The 20,918-nt window shown below is 65.3% G+C and carries 20 protein-coding genes and 2 pseudogenes; 14 read left to right on the top strand and 8 right to left on the bottom strand.

Annotated elements, in window-relative coordinates; translation table 11 throughout:
* Positions 1–39 precede the first annotated feature (39 nt).
* Genes pobA through pcaF form a run of 8 tightly spaced genes read left to right on the top strand, consistent with a single transcriptional unit; the run spans position 40 to position 7,432 of the window.
* Positions 40–1,227 carry a 4-hydroxybenzoate 3-monooxygenase gene (gene pobA / locus NPJ82_RS09545; RefSeq protein ID WP_342657182.1) on the top strand — a complete coding sequence of 396 codons (1,188 nt, stop codon included), beginning with the start codon at positions 40–42 and terminating at the stop codon, positions 1,225–1,227.
* Positions 1,224–1,937, top strand: coding sequence for a CoA transferase subunit A (locus NPJ82_RS09540; protein WP_342657181.1), 714 nt, complete (start codon positions 1,224–1,226; stop codon positions 1,935–1,937). Before pobA ends, NPJ82_RS09540 begins: the two co-directional genes overlap by 4 nt.
* Positions 1,934–2,563, top strand: coding sequence for a 3-oxoacid CoA-transferase subunit B (locus NPJ82_RS09535; protein WP_342657180.1), 630 nt, complete (start codon positions 1,934–1,936; stop codon positions 2,561–2,563). Before NPJ82_RS09540 ends, NPJ82_RS09535 begins: the two co-directional genes overlap by 4 nt.
* Positions 2,560–3,261: a protocatechuate 3,4-dioxygenase subunit beta gene (gene pcaH, locus NPJ82_RS09530; RefSeq protein WP_342657179.1), complete on the top strand. Its 702-nt coding sequence runs from the start codon at positions 2,560–2,562 to the stop codon at positions 3,259–3,261. The genes NPJ82_RS09535 and pcaH overlap by 4 nt, the downstream gene beginning before the upstream one ends.
* Positions 3,251–3,910, top strand: coding sequence for a protocatechuate 3,4-dioxygenase subunit alpha (gene pcaG, locus NPJ82_RS09525; RefSeq protein WP_342657178.1), 660 nt, complete (start codon positions 3,251–3,253; stop codon positions 3,908–3,910). The genes pcaH and pcaG overlap by 11 nt, the downstream gene beginning before the upstream one ends.
* Positions 3,907–5,049, top strand: coding sequence for a lyase family protein (locus tag NPJ82_RS09520; RefSeq protein WP_342657177.1), 1,143 nt, complete (start codon positions 3,907–3,909; stop codon positions 5,047–5,049). Before pcaG ends, NPJ82_RS09520 begins: the two co-directional genes overlap by 4 nt.
* Positions 5,050–5,051: 2 nt before the next feature.
* Positions 5,052–6,230: a 3-oxoadipate enol-lactonase gene (pcaD, locus tag NPJ82_RS09515; protein ID WP_342657176.1), complete on the top strand. Its 1,179-nt coding sequence runs from the start codon at positions 5,052–5,054 to the stop codon at positions 6,228–6,230.
* Entirely contained in the window at positions 6,230–7,432 is a 1,203-nt protein-coding gene (pcaF, locus tag NPJ82_RS09510; protein WP_342657175.1) for a 3-oxoadipyl-CoA thiolase, read from the top strand. Before pcaD ends, pcaF begins: the two co-directional genes overlap by 1 nt.
* Before the next feature lie 218 nt (positions 7,433–7,650).
* On the opposite strand, the gene NPJ82_RS09505 is transcribed toward pcaF, so the two are convergent.
* Positions 7,651–8,283 (bottom strand): hypothetical protein, encoded by a 633-nt coding sequence (locus tag NPJ82_RS09505; RefSeq protein WP_342657174.1) that lies wholly within the window; start codon positions 8,281–8,283, stop codon positions 7,651–7,653.
* A gap of 250 nt (positions 8,284–8,533) precedes the next feature.
* Here NPJ82_RS09505 and NPJ82_RS09500 point away from each other — a divergent pair, with 250 nt between their 5' ends.
* On the top strand, positions 8,534–9,118 hold the full coding sequence (locus NPJ82_RS09500; protein ID WP_342657173.1) for a hypothetical protein: 585 nt from the start codon (positions 8,534–8,536) through the stop codon (positions 9,116–9,118).
* A 70-nt stretch (positions 9,119–9,188) separates the two neighbouring features.
* Here NPJ82_RS09500 and NPJ82_RS09495 read toward each other — a convergent pair whose 3' ends face one another.
* The 5 genes and pseudogenes from NPJ82_RS09495 to NPJ82_RS09475 all read right to left on the bottom strand — a co-directional run bounded on the left by NPJ82_RS09495 (position 9,189) and on the right by NPJ82_RS09475 (position 12,947).
* Entirely contained in the window at positions 9,189–9,548 is a 360-nt protein-coding gene (locus NPJ82_RS09495) for a hypothetical protein (RefSeq protein ID WP_342657172.1), read from the bottom strand.
* Between the two features lie 349 nt (positions 9,549–9,897).
* Positions 9,898–11,027, bottom strand: a protein-coding gene (locus NPJ82_RS09490) for an IS3 family transposase (RefSeq protein WP_164727745.1) whose coding sequence is annotated in 2 segments (ribosomal slippage) — positions 9,898–10,775 and positions 10,775–11,027 — 1,131 coding nt in all. Because the reading frame shifts where the segments join, the coding sequence is not laid out codon by codon here.
* 384 nt (positions 11,028–11,411) lie between these two features.
* Positions 11,412–12,112 (bottom strand): annotated as a pseudogene (locus NPJ82_RS09485) (IS3 family transposase); the annotation flags it as partial.
* Between the two features lie 97 nt (positions 12,113–12,209).
* Positions 12,210–12,680 (bottom strand): annotated as a pseudogene (locus tag NPJ82_RS09480) (transposase); the annotation flags it as partial.
* 69 nt (positions 12,681–12,749) lie between these two features.
* A complete protein-coding gene (locus NPJ82_RS09475) occupies positions 12,750–12,947 on the bottom strand; it encodes a hypothetical protein (RefSeq protein WP_342658994.1) in 198 nt (65 codons plus the stop codon).
* A gap of 65 nt (positions 12,948–13,012) precedes the next feature.
* On the opposite strand from NPJ82_RS09475, the gene NPJ82_RS09470 reads away from it, so the two are divergent.
* On the top strand, positions 13,013–13,699 hold the full coding sequence (locus NPJ82_RS09470; protein ID WP_342657171.1) for a response regulator transcription factor: 687 nt from the start codon (positions 13,013–13,015) through the stop codon (positions 13,697–13,699).
* A 1-nt stretch (position 13,700) separates the two neighbouring features.
* Positions 13,701–14,774 carry a HAMP domain-containing sensor histidine kinase gene (locus tag NPJ82_RS09465; RefSeq protein WP_342657170.1) on the top strand — a complete coding sequence of 358 codons (1,074 nt, stop codon included), beginning with the start codon at positions 13,701–13,703 and terminating at the stop codon, positions 14,772–14,774.
* Positions 14,775–14,898: 124 nt separating this feature from the next.
* Here NPJ82_RS09465 and NPJ82_RS09460 read toward each other — a convergent pair whose 3' ends face one another.
* Together NPJ82_RS09460 and NPJ82_RS09455 are read right to left on the bottom strand one after the other, a co-directional pair.
* Positions 14,899–15,915, bottom strand: coding sequence for a hypothetical protein (locus tag NPJ82_RS09460; RefSeq protein WP_342657169.1), 1,017 nt, complete (start codon positions 15,913–15,915; stop codon positions 14,899–14,901).
* 151 nt (positions 15,916–16,066) lie between these two features.
* The gene (locus NPJ82_RS09455) at positions 16,067–16,687 is read right to left on the bottom strand and encodes a TetR/AcrR family transcriptional regulator (protein ID WP_112384128.1); all 621 of its coding nucleotides are present in this window, start codon (positions 16,685–16,687) and stop codon (positions 16,067–16,069) included.
* A gap of 85 nt (positions 16,688–16,772) precedes the next feature.
* Between NPJ82_RS09455 and NPJ82_RS09450 the strand changes: the two genes are divergently transcribed.
* From NPJ82_RS09450 to NPJ82_RS09440, 3 genes are read left to right on the top strand one after another with little or no spacing between them, the layout of a single operon-like run.
* Positions 16,773–18,209 (top strand): efflux transporter outer membrane subunit, encoded by a 1,437-nt coding sequence (locus tag NPJ82_RS09450; protein ID WP_342657168.1) that lies wholly within the window; start codon positions 16,773–16,775, stop codon positions 18,207–18,209.
* Positions 18,206–19,363 carry an HlyD family efflux transporter periplasmic adaptor subunit gene (locus tag NPJ82_RS09445; RefSeq protein WP_342657167.1) on the top strand — a complete coding sequence of 386 codons (1,158 nt, stop codon included), beginning with the start codon at positions 18,206–18,208 and terminating at the stop codon, positions 19,361–19,363. The genes NPJ82_RS09450 and NPJ82_RS09445 overlap by 4 nt, the downstream gene beginning before the upstream one ends.
* A gap of 13 nt (positions 19,364–19,376) precedes the next feature.
* Entirely contained in the window at positions 19,377–20,918 is a 1,542-nt protein-coding gene (locus NPJ82_RS09440) for a DHA2 family efflux MFS transporter permease subunit (protein ID WP_342657166.1), read from the top strand.

Here is a 20,918-nt window from a genome sequence, read left to right as displayed (position 1 = left end):
ACGGCGAAGGGGCGGATCACGCCCACGGGAGAGGACGGGATGCGGCGCCGCACGCAAGTGGCGATTATCGGCGCAGGGCCGGCGGGCATGTTCCTAGCCCATCTGCTGCGCGCCGAAGGGATCGATGCGACCGTCATCGAACGCCGCGACCGAGACTATGTCGAGGGGCGGGTACGCGCCGGCGTGCTTGAACAGGGTACCGTCGACCTGATGCACCGGCTCGGCATCGCTGGCCGGCTGGAGCGCGAAGGGCTGGTCCATGGCGGGACCAACGTTTCGCTCGACGGGCGGATGTTCCGCATCGACATGGCGGCGTTGACCGGTGGCGCGACGGTCACCGTCTATGGCCAGCAGGAAGTGATGCGCGACCTGTTCGACGCCGCCAAGGTCCGTGGGCTCGATATCCGCTGGAACGCCGCCGACGTGACGCTGTCCGACCTCGATCGCGATTGCCCGGTGGTGACGTGGCGCGATGCCGCCAGTGCGCAGCGGCTCGAATGCGACTTCGTAATCGGTTGCGATGGCTATCACGGCGTCGGCCGCACGGCGATCCCGGCCAGCGTGCTACGCACCTTCGAGCGCATCTATCCGTTCGGCTGGCTGGGGGTGCTGGCCGACGTGCCGCCCGCCGAGCATGAACTGGTCTATGCCAATCACGAACGTGGCTTCGCGCTCGCCTCGATGCGCTCGTCCACCCGCAGCCGCTATTATATCCAGTGCGGACTCGACGAGGATGTCGCCGACTGGTCGGACGATCGTTTCTGGGACGAACTGTGCCTGCGCCTCGGCCCGGAGACAGCGGCGAAGGTCACGCGGGGGCCAGCGTTCGAGAAATCGATCGCACCGCTGCGTTCGTTCGTCGCCGAACCGATGCGCTGGGGGCGGCTGTTCCTCGCCGGCGACGCCGCGCATATCGTCCCGCCGACCGGGGCCAAGGGCATGAACCTTGCCGTGTCCGACGTGACGATGCTGGGCGAGGCGCTGGCCGAACATTATCGCGACCGCAGCGACGCCGGGATCGACGGCTATTCGGCACGCGCGCTGGCGCGGGTGTGGAAGGCGGAGCGCTTTTCGTGGTGGTTCACCTCCGTCACCCACCGTTTCCCGACAATGGATGGCTTCGACCGGCGCATCCAGATGGCCGAACTCGATTATCTGCGCGGCTCGCCCGCCGCGCAACGTACCCTTGCCGAAAATTACGTCGGCCTACCGCTGGAGGCGGCATGAAGCGCAAGATTTACGACACGCCGGCAGCGGCACTGGACGGGCTGCTGTTCGACGGCATGACGATCATGTCGGGTGGCTTCGGCCTGTCGGGCAATCCCGAAAGCCTGATTCCCGAAATCCGGGCGAGCGGGGTGAAGCGGCTGACGATCATTTCGAACAATGCCGGGGCTGATGGTTTCGGTCTGTGGATACTGCTTGAAAGCCGGCAGGTTGCGAAGATGATCTCCAGCTATGTTGGCGAGAACAAGCTGTTCGAACAGCAATATCTCTCGGGCCAGCTGGAGTTGGAACTGAACCCGCAGGGGACGCTCGCCGAGCGCATCCGTGCCGGTGGCGCGGGCATCCCCGCCTTCTATACCAAAACGGGTGTCGGCACCGTCGTCGCAGAGGGCAAGCCGCTCGAAACGTTTGAGGGCGAGGAATATGTTCGCGAAACCTGGTTGCGCGCCGACCTGTCGATCGTAAAGGCGTGGAAGGCCGATCCCGCCGGCAATCTGATGTTTCGCAAGACCGCGCGCAACTTCAACCCTAACATGGCGACCGCAGGCCGCGTGACGGTGGTGGAGGTCGAGGAGATCGTACCCGAAGGCAGCTTTGACCCGGACTGCATCCATACGCCCGGCATCTATGTCGACCGGATCGTTCAGAGCACGATCAACGAGAAGCGTATCGAGAAGCTGACCACGCGCAGCCGGGAGCATGCGGCATGAGCTGGACCCGCGACGAAATGGCCGCCCGCGCCGCGCAGGAATTGCAGGACGGGTTCTACGTCAATCTCGGCATCGGCATCCCGACATTGGTCGCCAACCATGTGCCGCCGGGCATCGAGGTGACGCTTCAATCGGAGAACGGAATGTTGGGCATCGGTCCGTTTCCCTATAACGGCGAGGCGGACCCGGACCTCATCAACGCGGGCAAGCAGACGATCACCGCGCTGCCGACCTCGTCTTTTTTCTCCAGCGCGGACAGCTTCGCGATGATCCGCGGCGGCCATATCGACATGGCGATCCTCGGCGCGATGGAGGTGAGCGAGGCGGGCGATCTCGCCAACTGGACGATTCCGGGTAAGATGGTGAAGGGCATGGGCGGGGCGATGGACTTGGTCGCCGGGGTCCGCCGCGTCGTCGTCGTCATGGACCATGTGTCGAAACATGGCGGTCCGAAGATCTTGTCCGACTGCACGCTGCCACTGACCGGCAAGGCATGCGTCGACCTCATCATCACAGATCTGGCCGTCATCGCCTGCGACAAGCCCGGCCTGCGGCTGATCGAATGTGCGTCTGGCGTCACCGCGCAAGAGGTTCGCGCCAAGACTGGGGCGGAGCTCAAGCTATGAACTATGCCCGTGACGATGCCGGCTCGCCGCCGCCGTTGTTCCCCGATTATGGATCGACCCGCGCCCGCGCGCCGCTGCACGCGCCGTTGCGGATTCCGCAGACGCGGACCGAGACAACCGGCCCAGCGGGGTGGGAGCGACTGATGGGCCCCGCGCTCGCCGATCTGACGACGCAGCATGCCGGCACGCCACAGGGCCAGCGGATCATCGTTGCCGGCCGCGTGCTCGACGAGGATGGTCGGGCGGTGCCGGACACTGTGATGGAAATCTGGCAGGCGAATGCCGCCGGCCGCTACATCCATGCCAAGGATCAGTGGGATGCACCGCACGATCCCAACTTCACCGGCGCGGGCCGGATCGTGACCGACGCGGAGGGGCGCTATCGTTTTGTCACGGTCCGGCCTGGCGCGTACCCCTGGGGCAATCACCGCAATGCATGGCGGCCCGCGCACATCCATTTGTCGTTGCTCGGCCCGGCGTTCGCAACGCGACTGGTGACACAGCTGTATTTCCCGGACGATCCGCTGATCGAGATCGATCCGATCGCGAACGCGGTACCGATGCCCTATCGCCAGCGTCTGGTCGCACGGTTCGACATGGACGTGACCGAGCCGAACTGGGCGCTCGGCTATCGCTTCGACGTGGTATTGAAGGGTCGCGAGCAGACGCCGTTCGAGGAGGACGACCATGACCATTGACGTCGCCGATCGCCGCCCGGAGCCGCGCCTCAACAATCAGGACCCGGCGCTGTTCGGGCAGACGCCCAGCCAGACCGTTGGTCCCTTTTTCCACTATGGTCTTCCGTGGAAGGGCGGTGCCGATCTGGTCGGGCAATCGGACATGGGCGCGCGGCCCGAACTGTTTCCTGAAGCGCATTATGTTCTGAACCTGTCATCGCCGACCGGCATTCCGGCGGGCGAGGTGATCGAACTCACCGGTCGCGTGTTCGACGGCGCGGGCGCGTCGGTCCCCGACGCGATGCTCGAGATCTGGCAGGCGGATTCTGCCGGCCGCTATTTCGGCGAGCCGGATAGCGATCCGCATTTTGTCGGCTTCGGCCGCGCCGCGACCGCCGAGGATGGCCGCTATCGCTTCCGCACGGTTCTGCCTGGCGCGATTGGGCCGGGCCATGCGCCGCATATCGCGCTGTCCGTCTTTGGGCGCGGTCTCATCAAGCGACTGGCGACACGGGTCTTTTTCGAGGGCATGGCGGCGGATGACGCGATCCTGTCGCTGGTACCAAGCGAACGCCGCTCGACCCTGATCGCCACGGCGGCGGGCGAGGGCGTCTGGTCGTTCGATGTCGTCCTGCAGGGCGAGCGCGAAACCGTGTTCTTCGACATATGAGCGACCTGCTGCGCCTGCGCCCCGCCGCGACGGCGCAGATGATCGCGGTGTTCGACGACGCCGCGACCATCGCGCACGGTTGCGCGTTCGAGGTCGCGCTGGCGCGAGCGCAGGCGGCGCACGGCGTGATCGCTCCCGACCTTGCCGAAGCGATCGTCGTCGGGGTGGACGCCGCACGGATCAACCCGGCGGCACTGGCCGAGGAAGCGGCTCTTGCCGGTACGCTCGCCATTCCGCTGGTCGCCCGCCTGCGCGCGATGGTGGGCGGTGCGGCAGGGCAGGCACTGCATCGCAGCGCTACCAGTCAGGACGTCGCCGACACAGTGCTGATGATGCAGGTGCGCGCCGCCCACGTCTTGCTGGAGACGGACACGCGGCGGGTTCACGATGCCCTCGCGATGCATGCGCGCGTCCATGCCGATCGGCCAGCGATCGGGCGCACATTGTTGCAGGATGCGATGCCGGTCGCCTTCGGCCTGCGGCTTGCGCAGGCAGCGCGCGGGATCGGCGATGCGCTGGCGATGCTTGACACGGCGGTTGCTACCCATGCGGTCGTGCAGCTGGGCGGTGCTGCGGGCACACGCGCCGGACTGGAAGGCAAGGGCTTGGCGGTTATCGCGCAGGTCGCCGATACGCTCGGCCTCGCACGGGCCCCGCCATGGCAAGCGCGGCGCACCGGCATCGCTGCGCTCGGCGTGGCGCTCGGCATCCTGATCGGCGCGCTTGGCAAGGTGGCGCGCGACGTCGCCTTGCTGTCGCAGAACGGCGTGGGCGAAGCGCGCGAGCCGCTGCTTGCCGGGCGGGGCGGTTCGTCGGCAATGGCGCACAAGCGGAACCCGACCGGTTGTCAGGTCGCGCTGTCGGCGGCCACGCGCGCGCCCGGACTGGTGGCGTCGCTTCTTGCCGGACTGCCGCAGGAACAGGAGCGGGGTCTTGGTGGCTGGCAGGCCGAGGGGCCGGTGCTGGTCGACCTGTTCCTGCTCGCCAGTGGCAGTGCCGCTGCCTTGGCGTTCGTCGCCGAGGGGCTGGAGGTCGATGAAGCTGCCATCGTCCGCAACCTCGCCGCGGCCGGGGTCGGCGACGATATCGGCGAAAGCGCGGCGATCATCGCCGAACTACTGGGCGGACGAAAGGACTGACCATGGCTATCACCCTTCGCGATGGCGTGCGCCTGCATTGGCGGATCGAGGGCGCGGCGGATCGTCCGGTGCTGGTGCTGCTCAATTCGATCGGCACCGACCTGTCGCTGTGGGATCGCACCGTTCCGCTGCTACTTCCGGCGTTCCGGCTGTTGCGCATCGATACGCGCGGAGCCGGCGGTTCGGATGCTCCGCCCGGCGACTATAGCCTGTCGATGCTCGCCGATGACGTAGCGGCGATCATGGATGATGCCGGCGTAGCGCGAGCCGCGGTGGCGGGCGTGTCGCTCGGCGGCATGGTCGCAATGCAAATGGCACTCGACCATCGCGACCGGGTCACCGCACTGGCGCTGATCTGCACCTCGGCGACGATGGACCCGGCGACGTGGGTGGCGCGGATCGACACGGTACGCCGCGACGGCACCGCCGCGATCGCCGACATGGGCGTAAGCCGGTTCCTGTCGCCGCGCTTCGCTGAACGACACCCCGAGATCGCCGAGACCCTGCGCGACGGCATCCGTCGCCAAGCCGATGACGGCTATGCCGGGGCCGGCGCGGCGATCCGCGACGTGGCACTGGCCGACCGGATCGCCGCGATCGCGGTGCCGACCCTGGTGGTGACCGCGACGCTCGACGTCTCGACCCCCTATGCCGGCCATGGCGAGCATCTGCTGGCCATTTCCGGTGCGCGCCATGTCGGCGTCGACGGCGCGCATCTGCCGCCGATCGAGGCGCCGGGCGCGCTAACGACGGCGCTGCGCCATTTCCTGTGCGCCGAGGATGCCACGACGCAGGCGGTCGACACGCTGTTCGACGCAGGGCTCGTCAACCGCCGCCGCGTGCTGGGCGACGCCTGGGTCGAGGCCAGCCTTGCGAAGCGCACCGCGTTCAGCGCCGATTTCCAAGCGATGATTACCCGCATCGCGTGGGGCGAGATTTGGGCGCGACCGGGCCTCGACGACCGCACCAGGCGCCTGCTCGTCCTCGCCATCACCTGTGCGCTAGGACGATGGGAGGAGTTCGCGCTCCACGTCCGCGCCGGGCTGTCGCATAGCGGCTTCACCACTGACGAGCTGAAAGAGGTCCTAATGCAGACCGCGATCTATGCCGGTGTGCCCGCCGCCAACACCGGCTTTGCCGAAGCGCAGAAGATCATCGCCATCATCGAACAGGAAGCCTGATGCCCGACGCCTACCTTTGCGACGCGATCCGCACCCCGATCGGCCGACTGAACGGCGGGCTAGCGAGCGTGCGTGCCGACGATCTGGCCGCGATCCCGCTGCGCGCGTTGGTCGAGCGCAACCCTTCGGTCGATTGGGCCGCGGTCGACGACGTGCTGCTCGGCTGCGCCAATCAGGCGGGGGAGGACAATCGCAACGTCGCGCGTATGTCTGTCCTGCTCGCGGGGTTGCCTGAAGCGGTGCCTGGCGGCACGATCAACCGACTGTGCGGATCGGGACTGAACGCTGTCGGCAGCGCGGCGCAGGCGATCCGCAGCGGCGACGCCGACCTCGTGATTGCAGGCGGCGTCGAGAGCATGACCCGCGCGCCGTTCGTTATGGGCAAGGCCAACAGCGCCTTCGACCGCGCGCAGAAGATCGAGGACACGACGCTTGGCTGGCGCTTCGTCAACCCCGCAATGCAGGCGGCCTACGGCGTCGATACCATGCCGCAGACCGCCGAGAACGTTGCCGACCAATGGCGGGTCGGGCGAGAGGATCAGGACGCCTTCGCGCTCGCTAGTCAGCAAAAAGCTGCCGCCGCCATCGCCAGCGGACGCATGGCTACCGAGATCGTCCCCGTCGCCATCCCGCAGCGCAAGGGAAATCCGATCGTCTTCGCTCAGGATGAACATCCGCGAGTGACCAGCCTCGAAGCACTTGCCAAGCTGAAGCCCGTCGTTCGCGCCGACGGCACGGTCACTGCGGGCAATGCCTCGGGCCTCAACGACGGTGCCGCCGCAATGCTGATCGCGTCGGAAGCGGCGGCGGCCCGACACGGCCTAATCCCCCGCGCCCGTATCCTCGGCATGGCGTCATCGGGCATCGCGCCGGGCGTGATGGGTGCAGGCCCAATCAAAGCCGCGCGCAAGCTAACCCGCAGTACCGGCATCGCACTCGACCAACTCGACGTGATCGAACTCAACGAAGCCTTTGCCGCGCAGGCGATCGCGACGCTCCGCGACCTCAACATCGCCCCCGACGACCTCCGCGTGAACCGCAACGGCGGTGCAATCGCGCTCGGCCATCCGCTCGGCATGTCGGGAGCGCGCATCGCGATGACTGCCGCCGAAGAACTCCACTGCACTCGCGGCCGCTACGCCATGGCCTTCATGTGCATCGGCGTTGGACAAGGTATCGCGGTGATGCTTGAGCGCATCTAGAAATTGTGGGGATTCACAAACTGGTGCGGTTGCGATTCACGCTTTGAATGGACAGCAATATTCCGACTGAAGACCAATGGGCGAGGCCCCGTCAAACCAAACGCACCGGCTGGTATCGTCAAACCAAATGCACTGTCTGCCGATCGGGACGATCGTGAGGTAGTAACACGCGCATGCCCCGTCCCCGCAAGCCAGCCAGTCCGTTCCGCTACTTCAACTCAGCGCCAGAGGTGATCCGGCTGGTGGTGCTGATGTACGTGCGCTTCCCGCTGTCGCTGCGGAACGTCGATGATCGCTATGTCCTGCGGGAACAGGGGCTCAGTGAAGACGACGCGCAGCGCCTCCCGGTCGGCTTCGGCGTCTCGCAACCCAAACCAGTCGGCCGTGGTTGCCAGCATGGTCAAAAACGCCTTGGGATCGGGCTTCGACCGGCGGAAGCTGCGAATTTTCTCGGCTTGGCCGGCAGGGTCGTCCACACGGGCTGTGAAGCCGGCGAGCTCGACCTCCTGCTCATCGAAGAAGTGTGCCGTCAGCCTTCCGGACGTAATTAACTCCACGAGGCTATCGGAGAGTGGGTCGTCGAACAGGAGCGTTCGAATGCAAAGCGGCTCGTCCGCGTCGTCGAAGAAGGCAGTGAGCAGCCCCATGCCCACTGTGTCGCCGACCTGCATGGGAACGGGATAGAAGGCAAACCCGCCGCGATCGATGGCGGTGAGGATGATTTCCTTCGTCGCTTTGACGATTAGCAGGGGTGGCTCGTCCGGGTCGGGCCGGGCAACCCAGAGGCCGGGCGGTAGGTCGCGTATGGCTTCTCGGATTCCGGGGTGCTCTATCGTCAGCATCATCGGCATGGGGGTGCGAGCAATTCCGATTCTGTTGTCCTAGTCTCATCAGCGCTATACCATGGCAGTCGATAAGTCGCGGATAACCGCCGCGAGTTTCCGCCCTTACGTGATCGTTATCCGATGCCTATGGTTGCCCTGAGTGATTGGGGGTAGCATGGCATCGGGAAGGCGTAAGAAACAGGCGGTTCCCCCTCGTGAAGCAACGGCTGTAAACGTCACCCCGTTCTGGAAACGTCCATGGCCATGGCTTCTTGGCATGATCGCAGGGCTCGCCCTATTGCTGACCAATGTCACCTCAATCCTGTCGAACGCTCGTGCATTGCCCGGCGAAGTTCGCAAGACGTCGGATCAGTTTTCTGGCTGGTACGGCGACTACCAAGGCTGGAAAGGCCGCTGGACGAATGATCCGGAAGGTATGGTAGACGCAGCCGGACTTAGCCTATCATCGCAGCCTTTCAGGATCGACATCGATGATACTGCTTCCGGTGATATCGTTGGTACGCTTGAAACCAAGGGAATTTGCGACAAGCTCCCTCTTTTCGAAAATCTTCTAGTGGATGGGAGTATCTCAAGTTCGAAGTACGCCACGATTCACGTGTTTGACTTCATTGGCGGCTATCGCCGTGAGTTCGCGGTGTTGCGTCTCGAGCGAGAAGGTCAGGTGATGCGGGTTACGCCGCTGGCCGACCACGCTAGAGTATTCGCGCGCGAGAGTCGTATCGCGCGCGATCCAGAAGGGATTGGGGGGCCGGACAATCGCGAGGCAATCTGCCCCGGAAAGCGCGCAAAGTTCATCGAACGCGCATTAGAGAAGGCGAGCAAGAGCTCGGCGCAGCCCTAACATGAACAGATGTCTAGTCTCGGGAGCTCAGAAGCGCGGCTGAATGTCTGAAAATGGGTCAGAGTGCAAATCAACGAAAACTGCGTTGAATCGCGGCAACCACCGCACGTCCTTCACTCAGTGTCGCTTCGATCATTGACTGAAGATGGTGCGTGGTTGCGCCGCGCGTGCCGACATAACCTGATCGAACCAGTTCGACGAATGCTTCGCTGCGCAGATAATGACCATCGAGTTCGGCATGGTCGATGCGAAGGCCGCCCCGGCTTCCGCGCAGGCCGCCGTGGCCAAGCATATGGTCGAAATGTCCGAGGCTGATCACGATGCCCGCCGCACTCGCTGCCGAGTGGCGTTTCATCATTTTCACAAAGAAGGCGCCGGGATGGAGGCGGTATGGCCCCTCCGGATCAAGATCGAGATCGAATCGCCGCATCCGGTCAAGCTCATCCTCGAATTGCGGAGGCGCTGCGGCATCGCACTGGATTGGGTCAGCTGATCGAGCGGGTCGCTGCCGGAAGGGCAGGGGACGACGAGATCATCCGCCTGCGTGACCTGTTCGGCCCGATCTCCTTGCTGCCGACTGGCGAACCTGGCGCATGTCGGCTGGTCGAGGTCGGTAAGCCTGGCAGCACCTGATCGACGGGCCATCTACCGCACGGGCATCGCTTTCCCGACTTGCCAGTGATTACCTGTGACCGCGCCCTTCAAGTCAAACAACGAGTTGATTTTTCCGTTGAACGCACGTCCATCGTAGAGCCAGAACGTGACGGTCCCCCGGTTTCTCATCCGGATTTGATGCGAGCTTCCGGACTGCATCCGCCGGGGTTAACCCCGGCGGATGCAGCATATTCGGCTGGCGTCAGCCAGCCAAGCGCCGTGTGAGGACGGCTCTCGTTATAGTCCCGCCGCCAGGCCTCGATCTTGGTTCTTGCGTCCGCCAGTGACAGGAACCAGTGGCTGTTCAGGCACTCGTCACGCAGGCGGCCGTTGAACGACTCCACAAAAGCGTTGTCGGTCGGTTTGCCCGGCCGCGAGAAGTCGAGCGTGACGCCGTTCTCGTACGCCCATCGGTCCAGTGCTTTCGAGATGAACTCCGGACCATTGTCGACCCGGATGGTCTTGGGCGCACCACGTGTCGCCGAAATCCGCGTCATTGTCGCCACGACCTGTTCACCCTTGATGCCCTGGTCGACATCGATCGCCAGCGCTTCACGGGTGAAGGCATCGACCACCGTCAGCGCCCGCAGCCGTCGGCCATCGAACAAGGCATCCGAGACGAAGTCCATCGACCACATCTCGTTAGGCGCCGACGCTGCGGGCTGGCGTTCGCGGTTCGCAGCGCTGACGTTGCGCCGAGGACGTTTGAGCCGGAGGCTCAGCCCATCTTCCCGGTAGAGCCGATAGACGCGCTTATGGTTCACCAGCCAGCCTTCCCTGCGTAGCAGGATGTAGATCCGGAAATAGCCGTAGCGCACCCGTGCCGCCGCCAGATCGTGGATGCGCAACCGCAGCGGCGCCTGGTCAGGCTTGTGCGACACGTACCGCACCGACGAGCGGTCGACGCCGAGCGCGAGGCAGCTACGCCGCTCGCTGACGCCATGGGACGCCTGGACGTGCGCGACGATCTCGCGCCGTCGCCCAGGCGTCAGAGCTTTTTTGCGAGCACGTCCTGCAGGATATGCTTGTCCAAGCTCAGATCCGCGACGAGTTGCTTGAGCTTACGATTCTCGTCCTCGAGCTGCTTGACCCGCCGCAGCTCGCCGACGCCCAGCCCGCCATACACCTTCTTCCAGCGGTAGAACGTCTGCTCCGACACGCCCATCCGGCGAATGACCTCGGCCACCGGCGTGCCCATCTCCGCCTGCTTCAGCGCAAACGCAATCTGCTCTTCCGTGTACCTCGACTTCTTCATGTTCCAGCTCCTTGCCCGCAGGCTTCAAAGGGCCGGAAAACTCTCACTCAACATGGATGAAAAAACAGGGGGGACGTCAATCGCACATACGCGTGACGCGACACTGCTATCCCTACATCTGCGTGATCCGCTCGGACACGTTACCCAATATCCGTTTCTGAACCCCGAAAGCTTGTTAAGAACCGTCGATCTAGCCAATCGTAACATCGTCTATGTGCTCGATATGAAGACGCCGACATCCTTGAAAAAAGCGGCCCAAATCATTAAACAATTACGGATCGAAGATCGCACAATTCTTAATTTTAACATCGCTTTCTATCCCGCCGCGGTCATTCAGCAAGAAACGCTCGGTGTCCACTTCGTACCGACAATCGGTACGGGCAACTTCGACAGCGGGATGTCGGTAATGTCCGTTGCCCACACTTGGTTCGGCCGCGTCACCGTCAGCTTGCGCAGCAGGTACGGATAGATCTTGTGCCCCGGCGCGGGTTGACGTGTTCGGCCAGCGGTAGATCGCCTCGATCCGCATCCGCATCCGCATCCGCTTCATCAGCGTCGCGACGTGGAGCCGGCCAACCTCGACGCCCTCCCGCCGGAGCAGATCGCGCAGCATCCCGCTGCCGGCGAACGGGTAGAGCAGGTGCAGTTCGTCGATCTGCCGCATGATCGTCAGATCGGCCGGGAATACGGCCCGCGGCAGATAGTAGATGCTGCCGCGGCTGATGCCGAGCTGTCGCGCCTGGGCGACCAGCGGCAGCGCATGACCCCGGTCGATCATCGCCTTGCGCTCGGCAACAGACCGGCCTTCCCAAGCGCACCGGCCAGTAAAAAGCGTTCGCCAGCGTCAGCTCGCCAATCTTCGCGTGCAGCATCGTTATATTGACCGCTGGCTCCGCCGAGGCCGGTTCCGCCCCGAACACGTCTGCAGCACCCTCCAGCAGCCGCGCCCGCCGCTGGTTGATGAGGTTAGGATGCACGTCATACTGCTGCGCCAGCTCGACCAGCGTCTTCTCGCCCTTCACAGCGGCCAGTGCCACCTCCGCCTTGAACGCCGGCCTGTGGTTCCGGCACGGTCGCTTGCTCATCTTGCTTCCTACTCGCAGCCACGATGGCCGCTGTCAGATCGGCAATCCACTTATCCACCCGTGCAGATCCTCCGAGCCACCTCTCGGGCTGTTATTAGGTGCCGTTCGACAGCGCGAACGCCGAGCGGACATGCGCCAGCATCACCATGTCGTCGCGCGGGCGTCGGCTGCCGGGCGATCTTTCAGGCGAAATAACCGCTCTGGCTGACGCCAAGAACCCGGCAGAGGCGGTGGACCAAAAAATTCCTCCTCGCCCGATTGATGAGTTGAAACCTCATCCATTTCCCTCCCAGGCAAAAAGGCGGTCGCCCGCTTCAGTATGTCGCGTTCCTGCCAGAGGATCTCATTCTTCCGCCGAAGGCGCTTCAACGCGGCCCGCCATATCCGCTTGCGGCGCTTGATCCGGCGTCTCCACCAGGCGATCCCGGCTGCGCCCGATCCACCGCACCAGCGTCGACAACCCAACGCCCAGGTCCTCTGCTATCTCGCGCTGCGTGCGGCCGGTAGCCGCCACCAGCTGGACCGCTTCGTTCTCAAACTCCTTCGTGAACCGCCGCTGCTTCGTCATCGAGTTCGCCTTTCACCTCAAGGGAACTCTCCACTTTTCCGGGGCAAGTCCAATCTGGTGTATAGCAAATCAGTGACTTAGATTCAGATGCAGGCAGTTATCGATTGTCGGTCTCGGTTTAATCCTGTTCCGCAACCATCCTGCAGAAGCGCCCCGGTAGCTCACGCTCCCGGGGCGCTCTCGCGTCCACATCCCTTCAAACCTGCGCCAGCCCCCGTCGACAAACACCTCAGCCCCCGTCATGAAACTGCTGTCATAGGACGCCAGAAAGGCCGCAGCCGATGCCGTCTCCGCCGGATTTGACGGGCAGATTAGAAGATCGAGAGGATGATATGGCGAACAAAATCCTGCTGGTTGAGGATGACGACACTACCGCCGGCTACATCATGAAGGGGCTGAGCGAGGAGGGCTTCGTGGTCAACCGCGCGACGGACGGTCGTGACGGCCTGTTTCATGCCACGGACGGCAGTTATGACTGTATCGTCCTGGATCGCATGTTGCCGGGGATGGATGGTATGGCGGTGGTGGCTGCGTTGCGGGGCGCGGGGGTGAGGACGTCGGTGATCATCCTGTCGGCGTTGGGAGCGGCTGAGGACAGGGTGAGGGGACTGATCGGGGGAGCGGACGATTATCTGGTCAAACCCTTTGCTTTTGCAGAACTTTTGGCGCGTATCCGATTGCAGGTCAGGCGCGGTGCCGCAGCACCCCCCGTGGAGACCGTTTTGCGGTGCGGCGATCTGGAAATGGACCTGTTGTCGCGCCGGGTGACCCGCGGCGGCGCCACCGTGACCCTGCAGCCGCGCGAGTTTCGCCTGCTGGAATATCTGCTCCGCCATGCCGGACAGGTCGTGACGCGCACCATGCTGCTGGAAGGGGTGTGGGACTATCATTTCGACCCGGGCACCAATGTCATCGACGTGCATCTGAGCCGGTTGCGCAAGAAAGTGGACGAGGGGTTCGCCTACCCGTTGCTGCACACGGTGCGCGGCGTGGGGTACCGGTTGGGCACGGACGCCTGACATGCATTGGCGATCGACGACGATGCGGTTCGCCGCCCTGGTCTTCCTGCTCCAGATCGGCGCGGCAGCGGCCCTGCTGCTGTGTGTCCATGTCCTCGTGCGGGGGCAGGTTCACGGCGGCACGCCCCCTGCGCGGATGGGCGGCGCCGTGGGGGACGGAGCCGACATGATCCGCCTGCTCGAATTCGCCATGCCGGTCGCCTTTTCGCTGGCGATCGCCTTCGCCGCGCTCGCGGCATGGCTGGCGGCGCGGATGATCGTGATCCGGCTCGACCGGGCGGTAGCGACGCTGGGCGCGGTGCGTGACGGCGACCTGACCCGCCGCACCCCGGTGGAGTATGACGGCGACGCCTTTGCGATGCTGGCGGTGGCGATCAACGGCGCGCTGGACCGCATCCAGCAGCTGGTGGAGGAACTGACGCTGGCCACCGATACGCTGGCGCACGACCTGAAATCGCCGCTCACGCGGCTGCGCTCCGCGTTGGAGCGGGCGGCGATGGCGGCGGACACACCGGCAGCGCAGGATGCGGTCGAGCGCGCCCAGGCGGAGGGCGACCGCCTGTTACAGACCGTGGAAACGGCGCTGCGCATCACCCGCGCGGAGGCGGGGATAGGCCGCGACGCCTTTACTGCGGTCGATCCCGCCGGTGCGCTGGTGGAAATCGCCGAAATCTACGGCCCCTTGATCGAGGATGCGGGCCGGACCATCGGGGTAGCCGCAAGCGCCGCGCCGGTGCTGTCGCTACACCGCGAGTTGATCGCGCAGGCGTTGGGCAATCTCGTCGACAATGCGCTGAAATATGGCGCGGGCACGATCACCCTGGCCCTGACCGCCGATCCGCGATGGGTGACGATTTCGGTAAGCGACGAGGGTCCGGGTATTCCGCACGCCAGCCGGGCCACCGCGCTGCGGCGGTTCGGCCGGATCGATGAAGCGCGCAGCGGATCGGGGGCCGGGCTGGGCCTTTCGCTGGTCGCCGCGGTCGCCCGATTGCATGGTGGCGAGGTCATGTTGAGCGATGCCGCCGGCGGGGGGCTTTGCGTGGCCATCCGCCTGCCGATCCGTGCGGAATAGGGGTGCCGAAGCGCAGTTCCGGGGCCGTTCCGTCGGGCGGCGATGAAGTGCAACCGGAACGAGCGGTTTGGACGGGAGCATGCGGGAGGAATGTCGGCGCGCTTGTCGCCCACGGCAACGCCGTCTAGCGGCGGCACCGGCCCAGATGCCAGGCGAGAAGCCGGATGAACGGTTCCGGATCATCGAGACGGAATGCCACGCGCATGAACGGCCCCCGACCTTTCAGACCCGCGCGCCGATGCAACGGACGATCCAGTCGAAGCATGATGTTGGGCCAGGCAAGCAGCGCCGCGTTGAAGGTGGCGGGGTCGCGTACCTCTTCGCCGGTCACTCCACATTCGACGGCAATGATCGCATCGAGCGGGATGTGTTGATCGATCAGGAAGCCAGCTCTGACGCGGACGCCGTCCGGCGTCAGCAACACGGGCCTGAAACGGAACGATTTGATGAGGCCGACAAGGTAGACGAACCCCAGGTCGCTCAGAATGAACAGGACGATCGTCGCGGTGCGGCTCCAATGCCCGATCAGCAGATGATAGACCGCGATCTCGATCGAAGACAGGATCAGCAGCGTCGCACAGATCGGCGTCAGGTGCTTGTGATAGCTGAAGGGACGGGCGTTCCCGACCAGATCCGGCGGTCCGCCCCAGCGGAAGATCGCCATGTGGATCACGGTTATCTCCACAACGGCCAGCCGAACCAATGCCGGCGGAAGGATTTCCGACGCGGCCGATACCCACCGCTCCTTGCGCCCGATGCCCTGCCGGTTCACCATTTTGCCCGCCCGGACCGTGGCCCAGGACAGGTGGCCCAGGACGACACTTGCCATCGCCACTGCCAGTATCGGCGTTTCCATCAGCACATCACGGATCAGGGGCGGCAGACCCAGCCAGACCGTGAGGGCGGCGCCTGCCAGAACGCCCAGAACCGCGCTCCACTTCGGCCTGTCGGGCGTCCGGGCGATCATGGACAGCATCAGCGTGTCCGCGACGATCCAGAGGAACAGGAGCAGCGAAGCGAGCGGGTAGGCGGCCGCCAGCGGCGTGCGCACTGCCATTCCGGCCAGGGCGATAACGATAAAGGGCGCGATGTTCGCAGCAAGCCGCCGATGGTCGACACGCTTGTCGGCTTGGTATGTCAAAGCCCCCCCCTTTCGTCTGCACGAACGACCGGGCGCCGGTCTTGCGCAGCGTCAGCCCTGTTTATACGCCGACATGACGGAAAGTCTCTCCTGCAAAACGACGACGCATCCGGGCCCATCGGACATACGCCGCTGAGCCCGGCGGCACCGCTTATGCCGCATAGGCGCGCATGAAGACGCCAACGGCGTCGGCGGCGTGGGCCTGCAGCATCTCGGGGGTCGGCGTGTCCATCACGCCCCACAGGCGCAGGCTCTGGGCGACCTGGGTCAATTGGATCAGGTTGCGCGCGGCGTGTTGCGGATCGTCCGCACGAAGGTCGCCCGCTTCCATCCGTTCGCGAAGGTAGTTGGATAGCCGTTCGACCACCTGCTTCGGGCCGCGTTCGTAGAAGATGCGGCCGATTTCGGGGAAACGCCCGCCTTCACCGACGATCAGCCGGTGCATGCCCAGGATATGGGGATCGACGATCTTGTGGAGGAAGCGCTCCGCAAAGTCGGACAAGGTGGTCCGGCAGTCTCGACCGGGGCGCAACGCATCCTCCAGATTGTCCCGGAAGTTGACGGTGAGGTCGTCGAGTACCGCGGCGAACAGATCCTCCTTCGAGGGGAAATACGCCCAGAGCGTCCCCTTCGAGCCACCCAATCTGCCGGCGATGGTCGACATCGACGTTGCGGCATAGCCCTGTTGGAGAAACGCATCGCGCGCGAGCCGGACAATCGTTGCCCGCCGCGCTTCGCGGTTTTCCTCTCGTCTGCCCTTCTGCCGTGTCATTGCCGTACTATACGGTACGAAATTGCGTTGACAAGGTTATGGGGCAGGACCATCAGCGCGCCGTACCGAGGAGTACGGTAACCCAATGCAACTGATTCGACTCTCCTGCGGCCTGGCTATCGTCGCAGGGCTGGCGGGATGCGCGGTGCCCGATCTGGGCGACAGGCCCGCGCTGGCGAAACCGGCCGATTATGCCTCCGCTGCCAGCCTGACGTCCTCTGGTGGGACGGCCTGGCCCACGGCGCAGTGGTGGCGCGGCTATGGCGATCCGCAGCTCGACCGGCTGATCGGCGAAGCGCTGGCCGGATCGCCCGACATCGCGATCGCCGCTGCGCGCGTGCGCGTCGCGCAAGGCGCGGTGCAGCAGGCGGGCGCGGCAAACCTGCCGGTGCTGGACGCCGAAGGTGCGGCGGGTCTTACCAAGCAAAGCTACAATAACGGCATTCCCGCACAGTTCGTGCCCAAGGGGTGGAACGACACCGGGCGTGTCGCGCTGAACGCAGGGTTGGACCTGGATCTTTTCGGGCGCAACCGGGCGAGCCTTGCGGCGGCGACGTCCGAGGCCGAGGCGGCACGGCTGGACGGCGAGCAGGCGCGGCTGGTGCTGGCGACCGGTATCGCGGCCAGCTACGCCGATCTGGCGCGGCTCTATGCCGAGCAGGACGTGCTGCAACGGGCGTCCGAGGTGCGCGCCGCGACCGAGCGGCTGGTGGCCGACCGGGTCGCCATCGGGCTGGATACGCAGGCCGAGTTGAAGCAGGCGCGCTCCGCCGTGCCCGCGTCGCGCGTCGATCTGGCGGCCAATGCCGAACAGATCCAGTTGACCAAGAATGCGATCGCCGCGCTGGTCGGGGCGGGGCCGGATCGGGCGTTGTCGATCGCGCGGCCGGCGGTGCCGGTGCTGGCCGTGGACCTGCCGGCGGATGCGGGGATCGCGCTGGTCGGACGGCGTCCGGACATTGCGGCGGCAAGGGCGCGGGCCGAAGCGGCGGGCAGCCGGATCAAGGTGGCGCGCGCCGATTTTTATCCGAACATCAATCTGGCCGGGTTGATCGGGCTGCAATCGCTGGGGCTGGACAATCTGTTTCGCGGCACGTCGAGCATCGGCAATGTCGGTCCGGCGATCAGCCTGCCGATCTTCGACGGAGGCGCCCGCGCCGGTCAGTATCGCCGGGCGCGGGGTGGTTATGACGAGGCGGTGGCGACGTATAACCGGACGCTGATCGGGGCGCTGCGCGAAGTGGCGGATGCGGTGACGAGCCGCCGTCAGGTCGCGGTGCAGATCGCGGATGCGCGCGCTTCGCTGACCGATGCGGAGGGCGCGTATCAGGTCGCGCAGCTTCGCTACAAGGGCGGGCTGTCGACGTTCCTGAACGTACTGAGCGCCGAACAGACGGTGCTGACCGCGCGGCGGTCGCTGGCCGCCATCGAGGCGCGGCGGTTCGCGCTGGACGTGCAACTGGTCCGGGCGCTGGGCGGCGGCTTCGGACCCCATGATCTTCAGACGAGCGAGACACGATGATGGATACGCCATCCAACGACGGCGAGCAGGCCTCCGACGCCAAGGCCGCATCCCATGCCAATCCGGCAAAGCGCAAGCGCCTGCTGTTGATCTTTGCGGGGGTCCTGATCGTGCTGGCGATCGGTTATTTCCTGTATGACACGCTGATCGCGTCGAAGCGGGTGACGACGGACAATGCGTATGTCGCCGCGGAGGTGGCGCAGGTGACACCGCTGGTGAGCGGGCAGGTGACCGACGTGGCGGTCAGCAACACGCAAGGCGTGAAGCGCGGGCAGGTGCTGATGCGGCTGGACGATGCCGATGCGGCGATCGCGGTGGCGCAGGCGGAGGCCGAGCTGGCGACGGCGGAGCGCCGGTACGGGCAGACCGCGGCGACTGGCGATGCGCTGGAGGCGCAGGCGAATGCGCGGACCGCCGATATCGGCGCGGCGCGCGCGCAACTGGCGCTGGCCGAGGGCAATCTGGAACGCGCACAGATTGATTTCCAGCGGCGTCAGGCGCTGATCGCGGCAGGGGCGGTATCGGGCGAGGAAGTGACCGCGGCGACCAACGCGCTGCGCACCGCACGCGCCAATGTCGCGGTCGCGCGCGCCGGCATCGCGCAGGCCGCCGCGACGCGTGCATCGGCCCTGCAGGACCGCGCCGCCAACACCGCGCTGACCCGTGGCACGACGCAGGCGACGGCCCCCGAAGTGCTCGCCGCCCGCGCCCGGCTGCGTCAGGCGCGGTTGAACTTGGCGCGTACCGTGATCCGCGCACCGATCGATGGCGTCGTGGCGCAGCGGACCGTGCAGGTCGGCCAGCGACTGGCGCCCGGTGCCGTGGCGATGACGATCGTGCCGGTCGACAGGCTGTATGTCGATGCGAACTACAAGGAAGGGCAGTTGAGCCATGTCCGCATCGGGCAACGCGCCACGCTGACCTCCGACCTGTATGGCGGCGATGTTGAATATCACGGCAGGGTCGTGGGGCTTGCCGGCGGCACCGGATCGGCCTTTGCGCTGATCCCCGCGCAGAACGCGACGGGCAACTGGATCAAGGTCGTCCAGCGCCTGCCGGTGCGCATCGCACTGGACAAGGCGGAGCTTCGTGCGCACCCATTGCGCGTCGGCCTGTCCATGGATGCCGAGATCGATATCTCGGGCGATCGCTGAGGTCGCGGAAACGATGGCCTCCGCCGCTGCCCCAATGCAGGAAGACAAGCCGCTGACCGGTGGCCGGCTGTTGCTGGCCGGGTTCGTCCTGGCGCTCACCAACTTCATGGTGGTGCTGGACACGACCATCGCCAACGTCTCGGTCCCGCACATCTCGGGCGGGCTGGGCGTGTCGGCGACGCAAGGGACGTGGGTCGTCACCTCCTATTCGGTGGCGGAGGCGATCTGCGTGCCGCTGACCGGCTGGCTGGTTCGCCGGTTCGGCACGGTGCGGGTATTCATGGCCGCGATGATCGGCTTTGCGGCTTTCTCCGCGCTGTGCGGGCTGGCGCCGACGCTCGGACTGATGGTGGCGTTTCGCATCGGGCAGGGGTTTTGCGGCGGCCCGCTGATGCCATTGACCCAGACGCTGTTGCTGCGGATCTTTCCGCCGGAGCGGCGGGCCGCGGCGATGGGTGCGTGGGCGATGACCACGGTGACCGCGCCGATCCTGGGGCCGATCCTGGGCGGCACGATCAGCGATAACTGGTCATGGCCGTGGATCTTCTACATCAACCTGCCCATCGCGGTCTTCTGCATCGTCGGCGTTTTCACGCTGCTTCGCTCCAAGGAGACCGAGACGATGGTGGTGCCGATCGACCGGGTCGGCCTGATCCTGATGGTAATCTGGATCGCGGCGTTGCAGGTGATGCTGGACCTGGGGCGTGAGCATGACTGGTTCGGATCGAGCTTCATCGTCGGCTGCGCGGTGGTGGCTGCGATCGGCTTCGTGACGTTCATCATCTGGGAGATGACCGAGGGCAATCCGATCGTCGACCTGCGCGTGTTCCGGCACCGGGGGTTCACCGTATCGGTGGCGGCGCTGTCATTCAGTTTCGGTACCTTCTTCGCCTCGGTCGTGATCATTCCGCAATGGCTGCAAACATCGCTGGGCTATACCGCGACCGATGCCGGATATGTCACCGCGTTCAACGGCGTGCTGGCGGTGATCTTCTCGCCGATCGTGGCGAAGCTGACCAACAAGTACGATCCCCGTGCGCTGGTGTGCTTCGGCATCTTCTGGCTGGGGGTGACCTCGACCCTGCGCACCTTCTGGTTCAGCGGGGCGGATTTCTGGATCCTGGCGGCACCGCAGTTCGTGCAAGGGCTGGGGATGCCGTTCTTCTTCGTGCCGCTGACGATCATCGCGCTTGGCGCGGTCGATCCGGAGGAGACTGCATCGGCGGCAGGGCTGATGAGCTTCCTGCGCACGCTGGCCGCCGCGATCGGCACCTCGATCGGTGCGACGTTGTGGCAGAACGACGCGCAGGCCAGCCGGGCGGAACTGGCCGGCATATTGAACGGGCCCGATCAGGTGATCGCCAGGGCGGCGCAGTCGGGCCTTTCCGCCGAGCAGGGGCGCGGGATGATCGAGCGGCTGGTGGATCAGGAGAGCTTTGCGCTCGCGACCAACCACCTGTTCGCGGTGGCGGCGGTGATCTTCTTCCTGTCGGCGACGATCATCTGGCTGGCGCCGCGGCCGCCCAAGGCAGTGGACACGTCCGCGGCGCATTGA

Source organism: Sphingomonas sp. NY01, assembly GCF_038809135.1.
Classification (GTDB): domain Bacteria; phylum Pseudomonadota; class Alphaproteobacteria; order Sphingomonadales; family Sphingomonadaceae; genus Sphingomonas; species Sphingomonas carotinifaciens.
The sequence above is the reverse complement of the archived record's forward strand: the minus strand, read 5'-3'. Positions and strand labels throughout refer to the sequence as shown.